Genomic DNA, 16,640 nt, shown 5'->3' with positions numbered 1-16,640 from the left:
TGCCGGCGGGCTAGAGCAGCGCCGCGGCCGATGGCACCTCGCGCCCGAACGGCGCTTGGCCAGCGTCCAGGAGCGTGAGGGGGAGGCGTAAAGTGGCGCGGATGAGGCTCAAGCGCAAGGGATGCGGAGCCGATTTCCCATGTTTCGGCAGGCTCTTCCGGGACCCGGAGGCAGGGGCCGAGCATGACGCCCGAGGGCAGCGTCGAGCCGCCGGGACAATGGCCCGGCTGGGGGCGAACCTTCTGTCCGCTCCCCTGGCCGTGCGTGCCCTCTAATCCTGCAGCTGGCGCTTCAGCGACTCGACTTCGTCGTTCAGCGTGACGTCCTTGCCGACCAGCGCCTCGATCTTGCGCACGGCGTGCAGCACGGTGGTGTGGTCGCGCCCGCCGAAGCGGCGGCCGATCTCGGGCAGCGAGCGCAGGGTCAGCGTCTTGGCGAGATACATCGCGACCTGGCGCGGGCGCACCACGTTGGCGGTGCGGCGCGACGACAACAGGTCGGAGCGGCTGACGTTGTACTGCCGCGCCACGACGCGCTGGATGTCCTCGATCTTGATCCGCTTCGGCTCCTGCGGGCGGACCAGGTCGCGCACCTCGCGCTCGGCCATGTCGAGCGTGACCGGCTGATTGTTGAGCTTGGAATGCGCCAGCAGGCGGTTGATCGCGCCTTCGAGATCACGGCCGTTATGGGTGATGGAGCGGGCGAGATAGTCGAGCACCGGCTCCGGCACGTCGAAGCTCGCATGATGGGCGCGGGCCGCCGCGACGCGCGACTTGAGAATGCCGAGGCGGAGATCCTCGCCCAAAGTTGCCATCTCGACGACGAGGCCGCCGGCAAGCCGCGAGCGGACGCGATCATCGAGGCTTTCGAGGTCGGACGGCGGCCGGTCGGCTGCGATCACCACCTGGCGCCCCGCGTCGATCAGCGCATTCAGCGTATGGCAGAACTCCGCCTGGGTGGATTTGCCCTGCAGGAACTGCAGGTCGTCGATCACCAGCACGTCGATGCCGCGCAGTGCTTCCTTGAACGCCAGCGCGGTCTGCGATTTCAGCGCCGCGACGAAGCCGTACATGAACTTCTCGGCGGTGAGGTACAGCACCTTGCGCTCGCCGCCGGCGTTGCCGGCCCAGGTGACGGCCTGGAGCAGGTGCGTCTTGCCCAGCCCGACGCCGGCATGGATGTAGAGCGGGTTGAACATCACGGGATCGCCGCGGCGACCGTCGGCGACCTGGCGCGCCGCCGCATGGGCCAGCGTGTTGGCGCGGCCGACGACGAAGCTGGCGAAGGTCAGCCGCGGATCGAGCGGCGAGCCGCCGAGCGCGTCATGGCTGGTGGCGAGCGAAGCCGCAGCCGACGCCGTTCGCGTGTCGGCGCTGGTCGCCGGCTTGGCGTCGCTGCGCTCGGCGCGGCGGGCTTCGACGGCGACGGGGGCTTCCTTGACCGGCGTCGCGCAGCGCATCGCGGTGCGAACGGACAGATCGATACGGTGCACCTCCGGCATCTCGGCCTGCCAGCACGACAGCACGCGCTCGGCGTAGTGCGCCTGGATCCAGCTCTTCAGGAAACGCGTCGGCACCGACAGATGAACGCTTTCGTCCTGGACGGCTTCGAGGTCCATCCGCGCAAACCAGCTCGTATAGACATCCTCGCCGACGGTCGAGCGCAGCCGACCCTTCACGCGAGACCAGCGTTCCTGTTCCGAATTTGTCATGGCAGTCGCAACTTTTCGAATTGAGTGGTGGTGTCGTGTGATCGCCGGGCAGGCGTCCCGTGGAAGGACGCGTCTCCCGCAGCGAGACCTCGAGCGGAGGCTCAACTCCAGACATGGCTTGCCGTTCGGCGCGAGCGCCGTTGGGCTGATCAATGCTGGTGAAGAAAACTACTCCGCGAGGTCAGCGCATACTCGGACGAGCGGGAGGGCCGATGGCCGTGCTGGCGATGGCCGTGCTGGTCGTACCGGTCACTTCAGTGCCGACCGCCAAAGTGCCGACCGCCAAGGGTGCGTGATCCGGAACCAGCTTATGGTGTGTGCCCGCAATTTGTCCGTAAAGCATGCAACCTCCCCGCCCTGCCGTGATTGCTCACGGCAAGTTGTCATCCCAATGCCGCCGCGTCCGAACCCCAAGATTCAGCCGCACCGCCGTACATCCCGTCCAACTTGTCCACTCGGTGAGCGAAGCCGCCACGAGCTCCGGCCGGGTCGACCGATGTCGTATTTCTCTTGTTCAAAGCGGCGCAACGATGATGCTGCGCCCGAGAAATTTCGACAAAGTTCGGTCCTTCCCCATATTGCTATGGGTACAGATCCGGCCATCGCTTTGGAAAGCGTCGCCAACGCGCACACCGCCGCCGATTTGCACGTCCGCCCCGTTTCTAAAACCGCGCTGGTCTCAAGATCGTGGGCGCCGCGAGTGATTAAAGAAATACACGATGCGTCGGGACTCGCAATCCATAAGATCGGAGCACGCGTGACGAGTCTTCGCAGCGGTTGCGACGCGGTGTTGCGCGTTAAGAAAGCAACGTTTTGAATCATCGCGAGGAATCTCGGATGTGACAAACAACATCGTCTGCCCAAAATTTCTTCATAATTTTTTTATGTTTCGACCGGCCTCACCCGCTTTTCCAATCACTTGGTCGCGCTATGCGCTTAAGTCATTTTCGAGACGATGTTTTTCGCGATTGCCGGACGCGGGTAACTCCCGCGATGCGCGGTGCGTGACGTGAACGACGCGCCGCGCTCACTTGACATCGCTGCGCAAGCGCGACGCGCAGAGTCTTCGCTGTTTCAGGTGAGACAATATTGTCACCGCGTAAAACTACGGAACGTCACGTAGGACTACGGAACAATGTCAGGCGCGTATGACGTCGCGCATCCTCCAACACGCGCAGATCGCATTCGCGACGCGATATCGCCATCAAATAGAAGGCGCGGCGAGGAACGAATGTGCTCCGGCGCAATGCGCAAAAAGAAAAGCCCGGCGCGAGCCGGGCTGTTTGCATCTTGATAGTTCGCCAGTGGCGCGGTCGCGTTACTTCGCGAGCTTGGCGATCTGATGCGTGAGGCGCGACACTTTGCGGCTCGCGTTGTTCTTGTGAATGATGTTGCGCTGCGCGGCGCGCATCAGCTGCGGCTCGGCGTTGGCCATCGCCTTCAGCGCAGCCTCGCGGTCGCCCTTCTTGATCGCGTCCTCGACGGAGCGAACGGCGCCGCGCATCTGGGTGCGGCGCGACTTGTTGATGATGGTGCGGCGGGCAATCTTGCGCGTCGCTTTCTTCGCGGAGGTCGTGTTGGCCATGCTCTCAAATATCCTTCGGCGGCGAGCAGTCGCCGCTCTTGCGGGTACGCGCGCGGCCCGCTTGACGCGGCCCCATCGACGCGGTGGGTTGTTCGGACGCCTCTCTGAGAATGCCATGACCGGAGCGGATGCTCGGCGGATCGGCGCTGCTCAAAGAACAGCGGCGGCGGGATTGCGCCCACCGCCAATGGCGACCTTATAGGGGCAGGCCTGCCGAGCGTCAACGGTCTCGGAGCGCCCGCGGCGGCCGGAATCGACCAAAACCCGGTTCTAAGCCCCTGACGAGGTTGAATTTCTGCGGGGGCCCCGCTATGGCCTTGCTGCCCGCAAGGGCGTGCGAGAGAGGGCAGGTGAGGCATGATCCGCGGTTTTTTCCGTCTGGTAGGGCTGTTGCTGCTGGCCGGAAGCTTCATCTTCCTGGTCTATGACGGCGCGCGCTGGGTGGCCGACCAGACCCTTCAGTTCACCCGTTTCGGCCAGCTCTGGAACGACGTCCACCAGGCGAGCCAGGCCGCCTTCAAGGCCTGGATCGAGGCCAAGGCCCCGTTCTTGTGGGAGTGGATCGTCAAGGTGTTTTTGGACCAGCCGGTGTTTGCGGTGCTTGGACTGCTTGGAATCCTGCTGATGCTGCTGTTCCGGCCGCGCAAGCCGCTGATCGGCTATGGACGCGACTGAGCGCGGCGGTTCGTCTCGCTGCGCCGGCAGCTGTATGCTGGCAGCATGCCGCGGGAACCGCTGGCGCGGCGTAACAGCGCTACTGCTGGACCCGTAGAGCCCTATATATTCCCCCTGAGGAGAGGTCATCGTGCCGTGGGCCGTCCCGCGGGCGCTGGCCATGAGCGGAGACATCCCATGTTCTTCATGCGCAAAGCCCCTGTCATGCCGTCTGCCGCCGAGGCGCTGCCCGGCCGCACTCAGCCGATCCCGACCGCCGCCACGCATTTCGTCAACGGTCGCCGCCTGTTGCCGCCCTATCCCGACGGCCTCGCGCAGGCCGTGTTCGGGCTCGGCTGCTTCTGGGGCGCGGAGCGCAAGTTCTGGCAGCTCGGCGACGGCATCCACGTCACCGCCGTCGGCTATGCCGGCGGCCATACGCCGAACCCGACCTACGAGGAGGTGTGCTCGGGGCAGACGGCGCACACGGAGGTCGTGCTGGTGGTGTTCGATCCCAAGGTCATGTCCTACGAGCGGCTCCTGAAGACGTTCTGGGAGAGCCATGACCCGACTCAGGGCATGCGCCAGGGCAACGACGTCGGCACGCAATATCGCTCGGCGATCTACACGTTCAGCGATGCGCAGCGCGAGGCCGCCGAGGCGTCGAAGACGGCCTACGAGTCGGCGCTGCGTGCCAAGGGGCTCGGCGCGATCACGACCGAGATTGCTCCGGCGGGGCCATTCTATTTCGCCGAGGATTATCATCAGCAGTACCTCGCGAAGAATCCGGCCGGCTATTGCGGCCTCGGCGGCACCGGGGTCGCGTGCCCGATCGGTGTCGGCGTGAGCGCCTAGGCCAGCCGCGCGCCGGATCGCGCCGAATATTCTCGGGTCCCTCTCCCACGCGGTGGGAGGGGGATTTTTTTCGAACCGCCTTCACCGCGGCGCGCTTGCGGATGCACGGACTGCACGCGCCAACGGTTTGTTAACCTTAACCGCGCATGACTAACGCACATCCTCATTCAAGGATTGTTCGAGTGCGCGCGTTGTTTGTTCCGGTCATTGCCGTCCTGTCCGCGATCCTGTTGTCGGGCTGCATGCAGACGATCTCCCCCGTCGCTGCCGTCCAGCCGCAGAGCGATCTCGACGCGATGGCCTATGGAACGCCTTCCTCCGGCCCGGTTGCCGCCACCGGGCAGGGCGGGGCGATCCCGGCGCTGCGCAACTCGTTCGCTGCCGCCACTCGCGCGGGCGCCTATGTCGTTCCCGCCGGCTACGTGCCGGCGCGGCGCGACTCCGCCTATCATCTCGACGCCGGCGACAAGCTGCGCGTCGTCGTCTACGGCCAGGAGGGCCTGACCAACACCTATGCGATCGACGCGTCCGGATCGATCACGATGCCGCTGATCGGCAGCGTGCCGGCGCGTGGCCGCACCACCGCCGGCCTCGCCGCCGAGATCACCGCCAAGCTCCGCAACGGCTACATCCGCGAGCCATCGGTGGCGGTCGAGATCGAGGCCTATCGCCCGTTCTTCATCCTCGGCGAGGTGCAGGCGCCCGGCCAATACCCTTACGTGCCCAACATGACGGTGGAGAGCGCAATCGCGATCGCCGGCGGCTTCTCGCCTCGGGCGCGGCGCGACATCGTCACCCTGACGCATACCGATGCGTCCGGAGTCGCGCGCTACGAGGTTCCGCTCGGGACCTCGCTCAAGCCGGGAGATACGATCCAGGTCGGCGAGCGCTGGTTCTGATATCAGCACGTCTCGCCCGGCTACAGGGATACATTGCCGCCGAGTGGCGCGCTGCTCCATCCGCCGTCATTGCGAGCCAACGGGTCCGCGCACATGCGCGGCCCGATGACAGGCTTCCGCGAAGCAATCCAGAGCGTCACGCGCGACTCTGGATTGCTTCGTCGCTTCGCTCCTCGCAATGACGGTGGTGAGGTTCAGCGCAAATGCGTTCCGAGGAACGCGAGGCTACGGGTCCACGCCAGATCCGCGCTCGGCTTGTCGTAGCTCGCACGCTCGTCGCAGCCGAAGCCGTGCTGTGCGCCGGGATAGACGAAGATCTCGACGTCCGGCCGCTTGGCCTTGATGGTCTCGACGTCGCTCAGGGGGATGCCCGCGTCCTTCTCGCCGAAATGGAGCTGGGTCGGCACCGTCGGCTTGTCGTCGGCGAAGCGGACGATGGCGCCGCCGTAGTAGCCGACCGCGGCCTTCAGCCCGGTGAGCTTGGTCGCAGCCGCATAGGCGATGCTGCCGCCGAGGCAGAAACCGATGATGCCGACCGGCCCGACATTCCTCACGCCGTCGATTGCGGCCTGGGTGTCGCGCAAAAAGGCCGCCCAATCCGGATTGGCGACGAACTTGCGCGCGACCGCGATCTCGTCAGGCGAATAGCCCGAGGTGAAGCCGGGCTCGACGCGGTCGAAGATCGCCGGCGCGATGGCAACGTAACCTTCGGCGGCGAGGCGGTCGCAGACGTTACGGATGTGATGGTTGACACCGAAGATCTCCTGGATGACGACCAGCGCGCCCTTTGCAGTTCCCGTCGGATCGACGCGATAGGCGCCGAGCTGGAACCCGTCCGATGCCGTCAGCTTGATGTCCTGTCCCACGTTATGTCCTCTTTGCGGTCGTCAGGCGCCTGTCAGCGCCACATCCAGTTGGTGCCGTAGTCCTCTTTCCAGCCTGTCAGCCGTCCCCTGCGGAATTTCAGGTAGAGGCGGTGATGGTGCGGGACCAGTCCGCTGCCGCCGAGATTGCGCAGTGCCAAAAAGGTCTCGTTGCCGGGCGTGCCGTTCAGATAGATCAACGGCTGCTCCAGCACGCGCGATGTCTCACCGACATCCATGCCGAAGGCAAGCGGCGTGACATTGAATAACGTCGCTGTGAAAGGCGCGTCAGCGACGCCGGGCGTCTGCCCTGCCGCAGAAGGGGTTACGGCCGACAGGCTCGGCAGCATGGCCGCAGCCAGGCACCGCGTCATGCGTATGGATGGTCTCATGGGCTGAAATCTCTTCTCGCTGTCGGCGTTGGCTGCATCTCTTCTTAGCGTGCGCGGCGTCACGAGCCCAGCATCGTTCGCGCTGCACAACGCAAATGCCGTTTCATTTCGCAAGCCGGCGCTCAAATCCCGTTGCGTCGCCGTGGCAACGCGATCATTCTTATGATGGCTGGCATCTATCCGGTGGGTTCCAGCGAATCGATAAAACCGAACTTCGCCGTAAGCGAAGTCGCACGCCGGGCGGGGAAGAAACCACATGCCCAATCTCACCATCAACGGGCGGACCATGTCCGTCGACGCGGCGCACGATACGCCGCTGCTATGGGTCATCCGCGAGCAGTTGCAGATGACCGGCACCAAGTTCGGCTGCGGCGCCGGGCTGTGCGGCGCCTGCACCGTGCATGTCAACGGCGAGGCCGTGCGCTCGTGCCAGACCATGGTCGGCGACGTCGCGAACAAGAAGATCACCACCATCGAGGGGCTGTCGCAGAAGGGCGATCATCCCCTGCAGAAGGCGTGGATCGCCGAGCAGGTGCCGCAATGCGGCTACTGCCAGTCCGGCCAGATCATGCAGGCGGCCTCGCTGCTCGCCAAGACCACGAGCCCGACCAAGGAGGAGATCGTCGCACATATGGACGGCAATCTCTGCCGCTGCATGACCTATTCGCGGATCCAGAAGGCGATCCAGCGCGCCGCGTCCGAGATGCGCACCGCGTCGAACACCAGCGACCGGAGGGCGACATGAACCAGCACGTGAAAGCAGCGCCTTCGATGGCCCCCGATCTCAGCCGCCGCTCGTTCCTGGTCGGCACCGCCGCGACCGGCCTCGTGCTCGGTTACGCCGGCCTCGCCGACAGCGCACTCGCCGCCGCGGCGCCTGCAAACTTCGAGCCCAGCGTGTGGTACGCGATTGCGCCGGACGGCATCGTGACCGTGACCTGCGGCAAGGCCGACATGGGCCAGCACATTGCGTCCACCATGGCGCAGATCGTTTGCGAGGAGCTCGGCGCCGCCTGGAAGGACATGCGGGTCCAGCTCGCCTCCAACGATCCGAAGTTCAACGATCCCGTGCTCGGCGCCCAGATCACCGGCGGCAGCTGGAGCACGATGATGAACTTCGATGCCATGAGCCGCGCCGGCGCAGCTGGCCGCATCGCGCTCACCGAGGCGGCTGCGACCGCGATGGGCGTGCCGGCCAAGGAGCTGGTCGTGCGCGACAGCGTCGTGATGCATCCGAAGTCCAAGAAGCAGATGAGCTATGCCGAGATCGTCAAGAGCGGCAAGATCACCAAGAGCTTCACGGCCGACGAGCTCAAGGCGCTGACGCTCAAGACGCCCGATCAGTACACCATGATCGGCGTCTCGGTGCCGCAGCTCGACATTCCTTCCAAGACCAACGGCACGGCGAAATACGGCATCGATACGATGCTGCCGGGCATGGTCTACGGCAAGGTCGTCACGCCGCCGGTGCGCTTCGGCGCCACGGTCACGGCGGTCGACGATTCCGAGGCCAAGAAGGTGCCGGGCTTCATCAAGGCGGTGACGCTCGACGACAAGACCGGTTCGACCTCGGGCTGGGTGGTGGCGGTCGCCAACACCTATGCCAACGCCAGGAAGGCGGCGGACGCGCTCAAGATCAGCTACGACAAAGGCCCCTACGCCAATGTCAGCACCGACACCATCATCACCGAGGCGATGCGGCTGCAGGCGCAGGACGATGCCGGGCAGTTCTTCGTCAAGGATGGCGATCCCATTGCAGCGCTATCGGGCGCGGCCAAGGTGCTGGAGGCGGAGTACACCACCAGCATCAACATCCATGCGCCGCTGGAGCCGATGAACGCGACCGCCGAGTTCAAGGGCGATATCCTGCACATCTACTCCGGCAATCAGTTCGCGACCCGCTCCGGCGCGATCGCGGCGGGTGCTGCCGGGATCGATCCGAAATATGTCGTGATGCACCAGGCCTGGCTCGGCGGCGGCTTCGGCCGCAGGCTCGACGCCGACATGATGGTGCCGGCGGTGCAGGCGGCCAAGGCCGTGGGCAAGCCGGTCAAGGTGATCTACTCCCGCGAGAACGACATGACGATGGACTACTCGCGGCCGCTCACCTACCAGAAGGTCAAGGCCGGGCTCGACAGCAACGGCAAGCTGATCGCGCTCAGCCACGACGTCGTCTCGGCCTGGCCGACGGCGCGCTGGGGCATCCCGGACTTCCTGTCGCCCTCGGTCGACAAGAAGGGCCCGCTCGACTCGTTCACGGTCAACGGCGCCGACTTCTTCTACACCGTGCCCAACCACCATGTGCGCGCGATCAAGAACGAGCTCGCGCACAATGCGACGCCGTCCGGGCAATTGCGCTCGGTGGCGCCGGGTTGGACGTTCTGGGCGGTCGAGAGCATGATCGACGAGATCGCCGTGGCCTCGGGACAGGACCCGGCGCAGTTCCGCATCGCGCTGCTCGACGGCAAGGGCAAGAACGACGGCGGCGCACAGCGGCTGCGTAACACGCTGCTGGCGGCGATGGGCCTGTCCGGCTACGGCGCGAAGAAGCTGCCGAAGGGCGAGGGCATGGGCGTGTCCTGCGTGTCGTCGCAGGAGCGGGCGACCGCGAGCTGGACGGCGTGCGTCGCCCATGTCGCGGTGGCTGACGACGGCGCGGTCACGGTGAAGAAGCTCACCGTGGCGACCGACGTCGGCACCCAGGTGCATCCCGACAACATCCGCGCCCAGGTCGAGGGCGCGGCGCTGTGGGGGCTGTCGCTGGCGATGTACGAGAAGGCGACGTTGAAGGATGGCGGCATCGAGCAGACCAACTTCGACAGCTACACGCCGCTGCGGATGAGCCAGGTGCCGGAGGTCGCGATCGCCGTGATCGCCAATGGCGAGAAGGCGACCGGCGTCGGCGAGCCCGCGGTGACCGTGGTCGCGCCGGCGCTCGGCAACGCCATCTACAACGCCTGCGGCGCGCGGCTGCGCTCGCTGCCGATCACGTCGGCGGCGGTCAAGGCGGCGATGAAGGCCTAGCATCGTCGCGCGGCCAGCGCCGTATCTGGGAACCGCCGGAGCCAGTCTCCGGCGGTTGCTTTTTGCGCTGCGGTCAGGTCTCCGCGCCGGACGATTTGACCAATTCCCTTAACCTCTCGCTCACCTGAAACGATACAGCTTGAATGATCGGCTTAAGCCGCGACGAACCCGTATCCCGGTAACTTGCATGAGCAGCAAACCGCAGGGGGCGAGCACGTATGAGCGCGACAGCCAAGCAGACCGTGACCCAGACCGCGAACAGGCGCCACCTCCTGCTCGCGTCGGATCGCGGTGACCAGAGCAGCGAGCTGGCGCGCATCCTGCGCTCGGTCGGCGACGTCGACATGATGCCGACCACCGAAATCCCCGAGAACCCCGGCAACCGCTTCTCCGGCGTGATCGTCGACATCAACCTGCGCTCGCCGGAGAGCGTGCAGCGGGTGCGCAAGAAGCTGTCGTCGCGCGCCTATAGCGAGGTGCCCCGGCTGTTCGTGCTGGCCGAGGCGCTGCACCACGCCACCATGCAGGCGTGGGCGCTGGGCGCCACCGACACCATCGCGCGGCCGTTCAGCCCCGCCGATGTGCTGCAGCGCATCCGCTCGGCGCTCCCCGCCGACGACGGCTATGACGAGACTGATCGCGGCAAGCTGCTCAATCGCGGCGTCGAGGCCGCGCAGGCCATCATGGTCAAGATCTTCGAGAAGCTGCCCACCGGCGCGCATCTGACGATGGAGGACATCGTCGCGGCCGAGAACAAGATCCTGAAGGCGATCAAGCACTCGTCCTTGCGCGAATGGATGACCGTGGTCGGCTGTCACCACAACGACACCTACCGGCATTGCCTGTTCGTGACCGGGCTTGCGGTCGGCTTCTCGATTCATCTGGGCATGCGCGACGACGATCAGCGCCGGCTGGTCCGCGCGGCGCTGCTGCACGACGTCGGCAAGGCGTTCATTCCGGTCGCGATCCTCGACAAGCAGGGCAAGCTGACGGCGGAGGAGATCGCGCTGCTGCGCCAGCATCCGCGCCGCGGCTACGAGGCGCTGTGGCGGCAGGGCGGCTTCCCGCCGGAGATGCTCGACGTCATCCTGCATCACCACGAGTTCCTCGACGGCTCCGGATACCCTGACGGGCTGCACAACGAGCAGATCAGCGACATCGTGCGCCTCACCACGATCGTCGATATCTACGCTGCGCTGATCGAGCACCGCGCCTATCGGCCGGCCTTCACCCATGCCCGTGCGTTCCAGATCATGGAGAACATGGGCCCGAAGCTCGACCAGCAACTGCTGCAGGCGTTTCGCCCGGTCGCGATGGGCGCGCATTGACGCGATCGCGCTGAGAGCGCATCCATCGTCCGGCGGTAGCCGCTCGACGCAAGTGCATCTCTGCGGAGGCGCACTATCCTACCCACCAATCGATGAAAGGCGGGAGGAGCAGCATGGGCGCAGCCGAACAGGCCGGCGAGGTCATTCCCGGGCCCATCGCCGCCGCGCTGGTCGATCCGGCCTGCTACGCCGACCACCGCATCCATGATGCCTATCGCTGGCTGCGCGCCAACAACCCGCTCGGGCGGGCCGAGCTCGATGCGTTCGATCCGTTCTGGGTGGTGACGCGGCACGCTGACATTCTCGCCATCAGCCGTCAGAACGATCTGTTCCACAATGCCGACCGTGCGACCACGCTGACCAACAAGGCGGTGCTGGAGCGCGTTCACAAGATTACCGGCCAGCCCAATCTCGTGCGTTCGCTGGTGCAGATGGATGCGCCGGACCATCCGAAATATCGCGCGCTGACGCAGGGCTGGTTCATGCCGGCCAACATCGCCAAATTCGAGCCGCGCATTCGCCAGATCGCGCGTGCGACCGTCGACCGCATGGCGGCGAAGGCCGCGGCCAATGGCGGCGTCTGCGATTTCGTCGCGGACGTCGCGCTCGGCTATCCGCTGCATGTGATCATGGAGATCCTCGGCGTGCCGGAAGAAGATGAGCCGCGCATGCTCAAGCTGACGCAGGAGCTGTTCGGCCCGCAGGATCCGGACACCGCGCGGGTGCGCGAGGCGCTGTCGGCGGAGGTGTTCGCGGCCATGCTGCAGGCCGTGGTCGCGGATTTCGCCGCCTACTTCCAGCGCATCACCGACGACCGCAGGGCCAATCCGCGCGACGATCTCGCCACCGTCATCGCCAATGCCAGGATCAACGGCGAGGACATGCCGCTGCATGACCGCACCAGCTACTACATGATCGTTGCGACCGCAGGCCACGACACGACGTCGTCGTCGACCGCCGGCGCGATCTGGGCGCTGGCGGAAGACCCCGAACAATTCGCGCGCGTCAAGGCCGATCCCGCGCTGATCCCCGGGCTCGTCGACGAGGCGATCCGCTGGATGACGCCGGTCAAGCACTTCATGCGCAGCGCCACCGCCGACACCGAGCTCGGCGGCCGCCATATCGCGAAGGGCGACTGGCTCATGCTGTGCTACGCGTCAGGCAATCGCGACGAAGCCGTGTTCAACGAGCCCGACACGTTCCGTTGCGACCGCAAGCCGAACCGGCACGTCGCCTTCGGCTATGGCGCGCATCTCTGCCTCGGCCAGCATCTCGCCAGGCTCGAGATGCGCATCCTGTTCGAGGAGTTGCTGCCGCGCCTCGCGTCGCTGTCGCCGGCGGGCCCGGTGAAGATGACGCGGGCGACCTTCGTCAACGGGCCGAAGAAGCTGCCGATCCACGTGGAGATGTCTTGAGGTCGAGCCGCTCGATCCTCCTCAATCCAGCAGCTTGCGCAGCTCGGCCTTTGCGACCTTCTCCAGGGTCGAGCGCGGCATCTCGTCGACGAGCTTCACCTCGCGCGGCACCTTGAAGTCGGCGAGGCCGGCGCGGCAGGCGGCCAGCACCTTCCCGGGAAGTTCGTCGCGCGCGATCCCGGGCTGCGGGATCACGAATGCGACCGGCACCTCGTCCAGCATCGGATGCTTCCTGGCGACGACGGCGGTCTCGCGCACGCCGGGCACGGTGATGATCACCTGCTCGATCTCGGACGCCGCGACGTTCTCGCCGCCGACCTTGAGCATGTCCTTGGTGCGATCGCCGAACTTGATGAAGCCGCCGGCCAGGCGCGTGACGCGGTCGCCGGTGAGGAAGAAGCCGTCGGCATCGTAGCTCGTGCGGGTCGCTTCGGCGTTGTAGAGATACTCGGCGAACAGCGACAGGCCGGGCACGCCCTTGATGGCGAGGTTGCCGGTGGCGCCGACCTCGGTGGGCCGGCCGTCATCGTCGGTGATGCGGATGGTGTATTCCGGTGCGGCCCGGCCGATCGACATCGGCGCGTTGGGCTGGTCGATCTCGCCGACGATGCCGTGGGTGATGGTCTCGGTCATGCCCCACCAGCCGATGATCTTGATGCCGAACCTGGCAAACGCAGGCGGCTCGGATACCGCCGTGCCCCACAGCCGGAACTTGTGATGCTTCGGCACCTCCTGGTCGAGCAGCGCCTTCATGCAGAACGGGATGGTCGAGGTCCAGGTGCAGCCATGCTCGAGCGCGACGCTCCAGAAGCGGCTCGCGGAGAAGCGCGGCTGGATCACGCAGGTCGCGCCGACCCAGAGCGTGGCCAGCATCGAATAGGCCAGCGCGTTGGTGTGGAACAGCGGCAGATAGGTCTGGTGCACGTCGCCTTGATGAAGGTCCTCGTGCACGGCATTGACCTTGGCGCCCCATAGCGCGTTGGCATGCGTCCACAGCACCGCCTTCGGCCGCGACGTCGTGCCCGAGGTGTATTGCACGCTGCAAGGCGCCAGCGGGTCGGCCGGCCGCCGCGGCCGGTCGGCACTGTCGGCAAACAGCGCTTCGAAGCGCTGGTCGCGTCCGACGGCCGGCGCCTCCGCCTGACCGGGATCGTGCGAGATCACGGCCATCCACTTGAGACCGCGGCAATGCGCTGCGATCATCTCGGCATAGGCCGGCTGGGTGATCGCCGCCACCGCGCGACAGTGCTCGGCGAAGTAGCTCATTTCGGCGGCTGCCGAGCGCGTGTTGGTCGTGACGGCGAGTGCGCCGAGTTCGACACAGGCGAACCAGGCGAGCATCGCCTCGACGCAATTGTCGAGATGGATCAGCACGGCATCGCCAGGCCGGACGCCGCGCTTGACCAGCCCTGCGGCCAAGGCGCCGACACGGTCGTGAAAGGCGCCATAGGTCCAGCGGCGCGCCGGCGCATCGAATGGGGCGGAGATCAGGAACGGATGGTCGCGCCGGGTCTCGCTGCGCAGCTTCAACAGCCAGGGCACGTCCATGCCGTCGAACGGCGTCACCGTGCCCGCTGCCATCGTCGTTCCGTTCATCTTCGCTCCCGCCATTCTTGAGTACGGCCTGTCTCCGGCCGCTTCGTTCTTGTCGTCATCTTTTGCCACCTCGCGCCGCCGCGATCAAATCGGGATTGAACCCGTCTCCGTCTGCGGGCGACCAATGGCGCGGCAAGACACGCCCGGAGGTTTGCATGCAGGCCGAGCCACGACCATGGCGGCTGCCCGATGCGCGCTATTTCCAGATCGCGGCATTGGCGACGCTGCTGGCGATCAATTTCGCCGCGATCGATTTCGGCGCGCGTCCCGCCGCGAGCGTGATCGCGGTCACCATGGCGCTGCTCACGCAGGTGGTCTGCTGCCGCATCGCCGGCGTGCCGCTCGATCTCAAATCGCCGCTGATCACCGGCCTCTCGCTCAGCCTGCTGTTGCGCGCCGATGCGCTGTGGCTGCATGCGGCGGCGGCCATGATCGCGATCGGCTCCAAATTCGTGCTGCGCATCAACGGCAAGCACATGTTCAACCCGGCCGGGCTCGCGATCGTGGGGCTGCTGCTCGGCTCCAAGAGCGTGTGGATCTCGCCGGGCCAATGGGGTACGGAGATCTGGTTCGCGAGCCTCGCCGGCTTCTTCGCGATCCTCGTGCTCAGCGCGTCCCGCCGGGTGGATATCGCGCTGTATTTCTTCGCAAGTCACGCCGCGCTCCTGCTGCTGCGCGCCGCCTGGCTCGGCGATCCCCTGGCGATTCCGCTGCATCAGCTGCAGAGCGGCTCGCTGCTGATCTTCACCTTCTTCATGATCTCCGACCCGCGCACCTCGCCGGACTCGCGCGTCGGCCGGCTGCTGTTCGCGCTGAGCATTGCGGTCGCGGCGCACTACCTCACCTTCGCCCTGCAGATGCGGCCGGCGCTCTATGTGGCGCTGATCGCGCTGTCGCCGCTCACGCTGCTGCTCGATCGGCTCGTCCCTGAGACCCGCTTTTCCTGGCGTTCATCCGTTCCCGAAGGAGTGTCGACATGACCCCGCGTGACAACAAGCTCTTCCGCACCGGCGTCGCGGCTACCGCGATCCTGGCCAACGCGGCGATGGCGCCGGCGAATGCCTTCTGCGGCTTCTATGTCGCCCAGGCGGATGCAAAACTGTTCAACCAGTCGTCGAAGGTCGTGCTGGCCCGCGACGGCGAGCAGACCGCGATCACGATGGCCAGCGACTTCGAGGGCGACGTGAAGGAGTTCGCGGTCGTCGTTCCCGTGCCGACCTTCATCGAGCGCAAGCAGATCGGTGTGGTCGAGCCGAAGACGATCGATCATCTCGACAAATACACCGCGCCGCGGCTGGTTGAATATCATGATGCCGACCCTTGCGCGCCGGTCGTCGTTGCGGCGCGGGCCATGTCCGCGGCGCCAATGATGGCAGGCGCCGTCTACGAGATGGCCCGGCGGAACTATGGCGTCACCGTCGAGGCCAGCTACGACGTCGCCGAATACGACGTGCTGATCCTGTCGGCGCAGGAGAGCGACGGTCTGACCCGCTGGCTGACCGACAACGACTATCGCATCCCGGCGGGCGCGGAGTCCGTGCTCGGCAGCTACATCAGGCAGGGCATGCGGTTCTTCGTCGCCAAGGTCAATGTCGAGCGGATGAAGGGACTGGGGAACGGCCAGCTCCGGCCCCTGCAGGTACGCTACCGGAGCGCCAAGTTCATGGTGCCGCTGCGGCTCGGCACGGTCAATGCCAGGGGACCGCAGGACCTCATCATCTATGCCCTGACGAGGAGCGGCCGCATCGAGGCGGCCAATTATCGCACGGTGAAGATCCCATCCGATATCGATGTCCCGCTCTATGTGAAGGACGAGTTCGGGCCGTTCTACAAGGCGCTGTTCGAGCGCGCCGTCGCGCGTGAGAACATGCAGGCGGTGTTCGTCGAATATGCCTGGGACATGGGATGGTGCGACCCCTGCGCCGCCGATCCGATGAGCAACAGGGAGCTGGTCGAGCTCGGCGCGCGCTGGATCGGCAGCGACGACGACGCCTCGTTCCGCACCACGCGCCGTGGCGGCTCCGATGCCTACGCGACCCGGCTGCACGTGCGCTACGATGCCAAGACGTTCCCCGAGGACATCGTGTTCATCGAGACCAAGGACCGCAGCAATTTCCAGGGCCGCTATGTCCAGCACCACCCCTGGCGGGGCGAGGCGTCCTGTCCAGCGGCGAAGACCTACCGGGACAATCTCGCCGCACGCTTCGCCAGGGAGGCGACGGATCTCGCGCAACTGACCGGATGGTCGCGCAGGGAGATCGCCGCCAAAATGGAGAAGAGCGGCGAGACCGCGAGGCAATGACCTCGGCGTGGCCCCG

15 protein-coding genes are annotated in these 16,640 nt (G+C 66.0%); 10 read left to right on the top strand and 5 right to left on the bottom strand.

What is annotated here, in order from left to right:
- Positions 1-271 precede the first annotated feature (271 nt).
- Entirely contained in the window at positions 272-1,711 is a 1,440-nt protein-coding gene (gene dnaA, locus ACQR10_RS01425; RefSeq protein WP_315803887.1) for a chromosomal replication initiator protein DnaA, read from the bottom strand.
- 496 nt (positions 1,712-2,207) lie between these two features.
- Between dnaA and ACQR10_RS01420 the strand changes: the two genes are divergently transcribed.
- Positions 2,208-2,528: a hypothetical protein gene (locus ACQR10_RS01420; RefSeq protein WP_434911753.1), complete on the top strand. Its 321-nt coding sequence runs from the start codon at positions 2,208-2,210 to the stop codon at positions 2,526-2,528.
- Positions 2,529-3,029: 501 nt separating this feature from the next.
- Here the strand turns inward: ACQR10_RS01420 and rpsT are convergent.
- Positions 3,030-3,296 carry a 30S ribosomal protein S20 gene (gene rpsT / locus ACQR10_RS01415; protein WP_012047584.1) on the bottom strand — a complete coding sequence of 89 codons (267 nt, stop codon included), beginning with the start codon at positions 3,294-3,296 and terminating at the stop codon, positions 3,030-3,032.
- A 357-nt stretch (positions 3,297-3,653) separates the two neighbouring features.
- Here rpsT and ACQR10_RS01410 point away from each other — a divergent pair, with 357 nt between their 5' ends.
- The 3 genes from ACQR10_RS01410 to ACQR10_RS01400 all read left to right on the top strand — a co-directional run bounded on the left by ACQR10_RS01410 (position 3,654) and on the right by ACQR10_RS01400 (position 5,704).
- A complete protein-coding gene (locus tag ACQR10_RS01410) occupies positions 3,654-3,971 on the top strand; it encodes a hypothetical protein (protein ID WP_315715027.1) in 318 nt (105 codons plus the stop codon).
- A gap of 177 nt (positions 3,972-4,148) precedes the next feature.
- Positions 4,149-4,805 carry a peptide-methionine (S)-S-oxide reductase MsrA gene (msrA, locus tag ACQR10_RS01405; RefSeq protein ID WP_315803885.1) on the top strand — a complete coding sequence of 219 codons (657 nt, stop codon included), beginning with the start codon at positions 4,149-4,151 and terminating at the stop codon, positions 4,803-4,805.
- A gap of 182 nt (positions 4,806-4,987) precedes the next feature.
- The gene (locus ACQR10_RS01400; protein WP_315803884.1) at positions 4,988-5,704 is read left to right on the top strand and encodes a polysaccharide biosynthesis/export family protein; all 717 of its coding nucleotides are present in this window, start codon (positions 4,988-4,990) and stop codon (positions 5,702-5,704) included.
- 194 nt (positions 5,705-5,898) lie between these two features.
- Here the strand turns inward: ACQR10_RS01400 and ACQR10_RS01395 are convergent, their stop codons facing one another.
- Together ACQR10_RS01395 and ACQR10_RS01390 are read right to left on the bottom strand one after the other, a co-directional pair.
- Positions 5,899-6,570, bottom strand: coding sequence for a dienelactone hydrolase family protein (locus ACQR10_RS01395; RefSeq protein ID WP_434888071.1), 672 nt, complete (start codon positions 6,568-6,570; stop codon positions 5,899-5,901).
- A 32-nt stretch (positions 6,571-6,602) separates the two neighbouring features.
- Positions 6,603-6,917, bottom strand: a complete 315-nt coding sequence (locus tag ACQR10_RS01390) for a hypothetical protein (protein ID WP_410051940.1) — start codon at positions 6,915-6,917, stop codon at positions 6,603-6,605.
- Between the two features lie 298 nt (positions 6,918-7,215).
- Between ACQR10_RS01390 and ACQR10_RS01385 the strand changes: the two genes are divergently transcribed.
- The 4 genes from ACQR10_RS01385 to ACQR10_RS01370 all read left to right on the top strand — a co-directional run bounded on the left by ACQR10_RS01385 (position 7,216) and on the right by ACQR10_RS01370 (position 12,726).
- On the top strand, positions 7,216-7,704 hold the full coding sequence (locus tag ACQR10_RS01385; protein ID WP_315735504.1) for a (2Fe-2S)-binding protein: 489 nt from the start codon (positions 7,216-7,218) through the stop codon (positions 7,702-7,704).
- On the top strand, positions 7,701-9,983 hold the full coding sequence (locus tag ACQR10_RS01380; RefSeq protein WP_316215338.1) for a xanthine dehydrogenase family protein molybdopterin-binding subunit: 2,283 nt from the start codon (positions 7,701-7,703) through the stop codon (positions 9,981-9,983). Before ACQR10_RS01385 ends, ACQR10_RS01380 begins: the two co-directional genes overlap by 4 nt.
- A 218-nt stretch (positions 9,984-10,201) precedes the next feature.
- Positions 10,202-11,311, top strand: coding sequence for an HD-GYP domain-containing protein (locus tag ACQR10_RS01375; protein WP_315803881.1), 1,110 nt, complete (start codon positions 10,202-10,204; stop codon positions 11,309-11,311).
- A 113-nt stretch (positions 11,312-11,424) separates the two neighbouring features.
- Positions 11,425-12,726 carry a cytochrome P450 gene (locus tag ACQR10_RS01370; RefSeq protein WP_434885002.1) on the top strand — a complete coding sequence of 434 codons (1,302 nt, stop codon included), beginning with the start codon at positions 11,425-11,427 and terminating at the stop codon, positions 12,724-12,726.
- A gap of 21 nt (positions 12,727-12,747) precedes the next feature.
- Here ACQR10_RS01370 and ACQR10_RS01365 read toward each other — a convergent pair whose 3' ends face one another.
- Complete coding sequence (locus ACQR10_RS01365; RefSeq protein ID WP_434885003.1) at positions 12,748-14,322, bottom strand: AMP-binding protein; 1,575 nt, start codon at positions 14,320-14,322, stop codon at positions 12,748-12,750.
- A gap of 155 nt (positions 14,323-14,477) precedes the next feature.
- Between ACQR10_RS01365 and ACQR10_RS01360 the strand changes: the two genes are divergently transcribed.
- Together ACQR10_RS01360 and ACQR10_RS01355 are read left to right on the top strand one after the other, a co-directional pair.
- On the top strand, positions 14,478-15,302 hold the full coding sequence (locus ACQR10_RS01360; RefSeq protein WP_434885004.1) for an RnfABCDGE type electron transport complex subunit D: 825 nt from the start codon (positions 14,478-14,480) through the stop codon (positions 15,300-15,302).
- A complete protein-coding gene (locus ACQR10_RS01355; RefSeq protein WP_434885005.1) occupies positions 15,299-16,624 on the top strand; it encodes a DUF2330 domain-containing protein in 1,326 nt (441 codons plus the stop codon). Before ACQR10_RS01360 ends, ACQR10_RS01355 begins: the two co-directional genes overlap by 4 nt.
- Positions 16,625-16,640: the final 16 nt, after the last annotated feature.

Source organism: Bradyrhizobium sp. HKCCYLRH2060 (assembly GCF_051168135.1).
Classification (GTDB): Bacteria; Pseudomonadota; Alphaproteobacteria; order Rhizobiales; family Xanthobacteraceae; genus Bradyrhizobium.
This window is presented reverse-complemented; position numbering and strand designations above follow the sequence as displayed.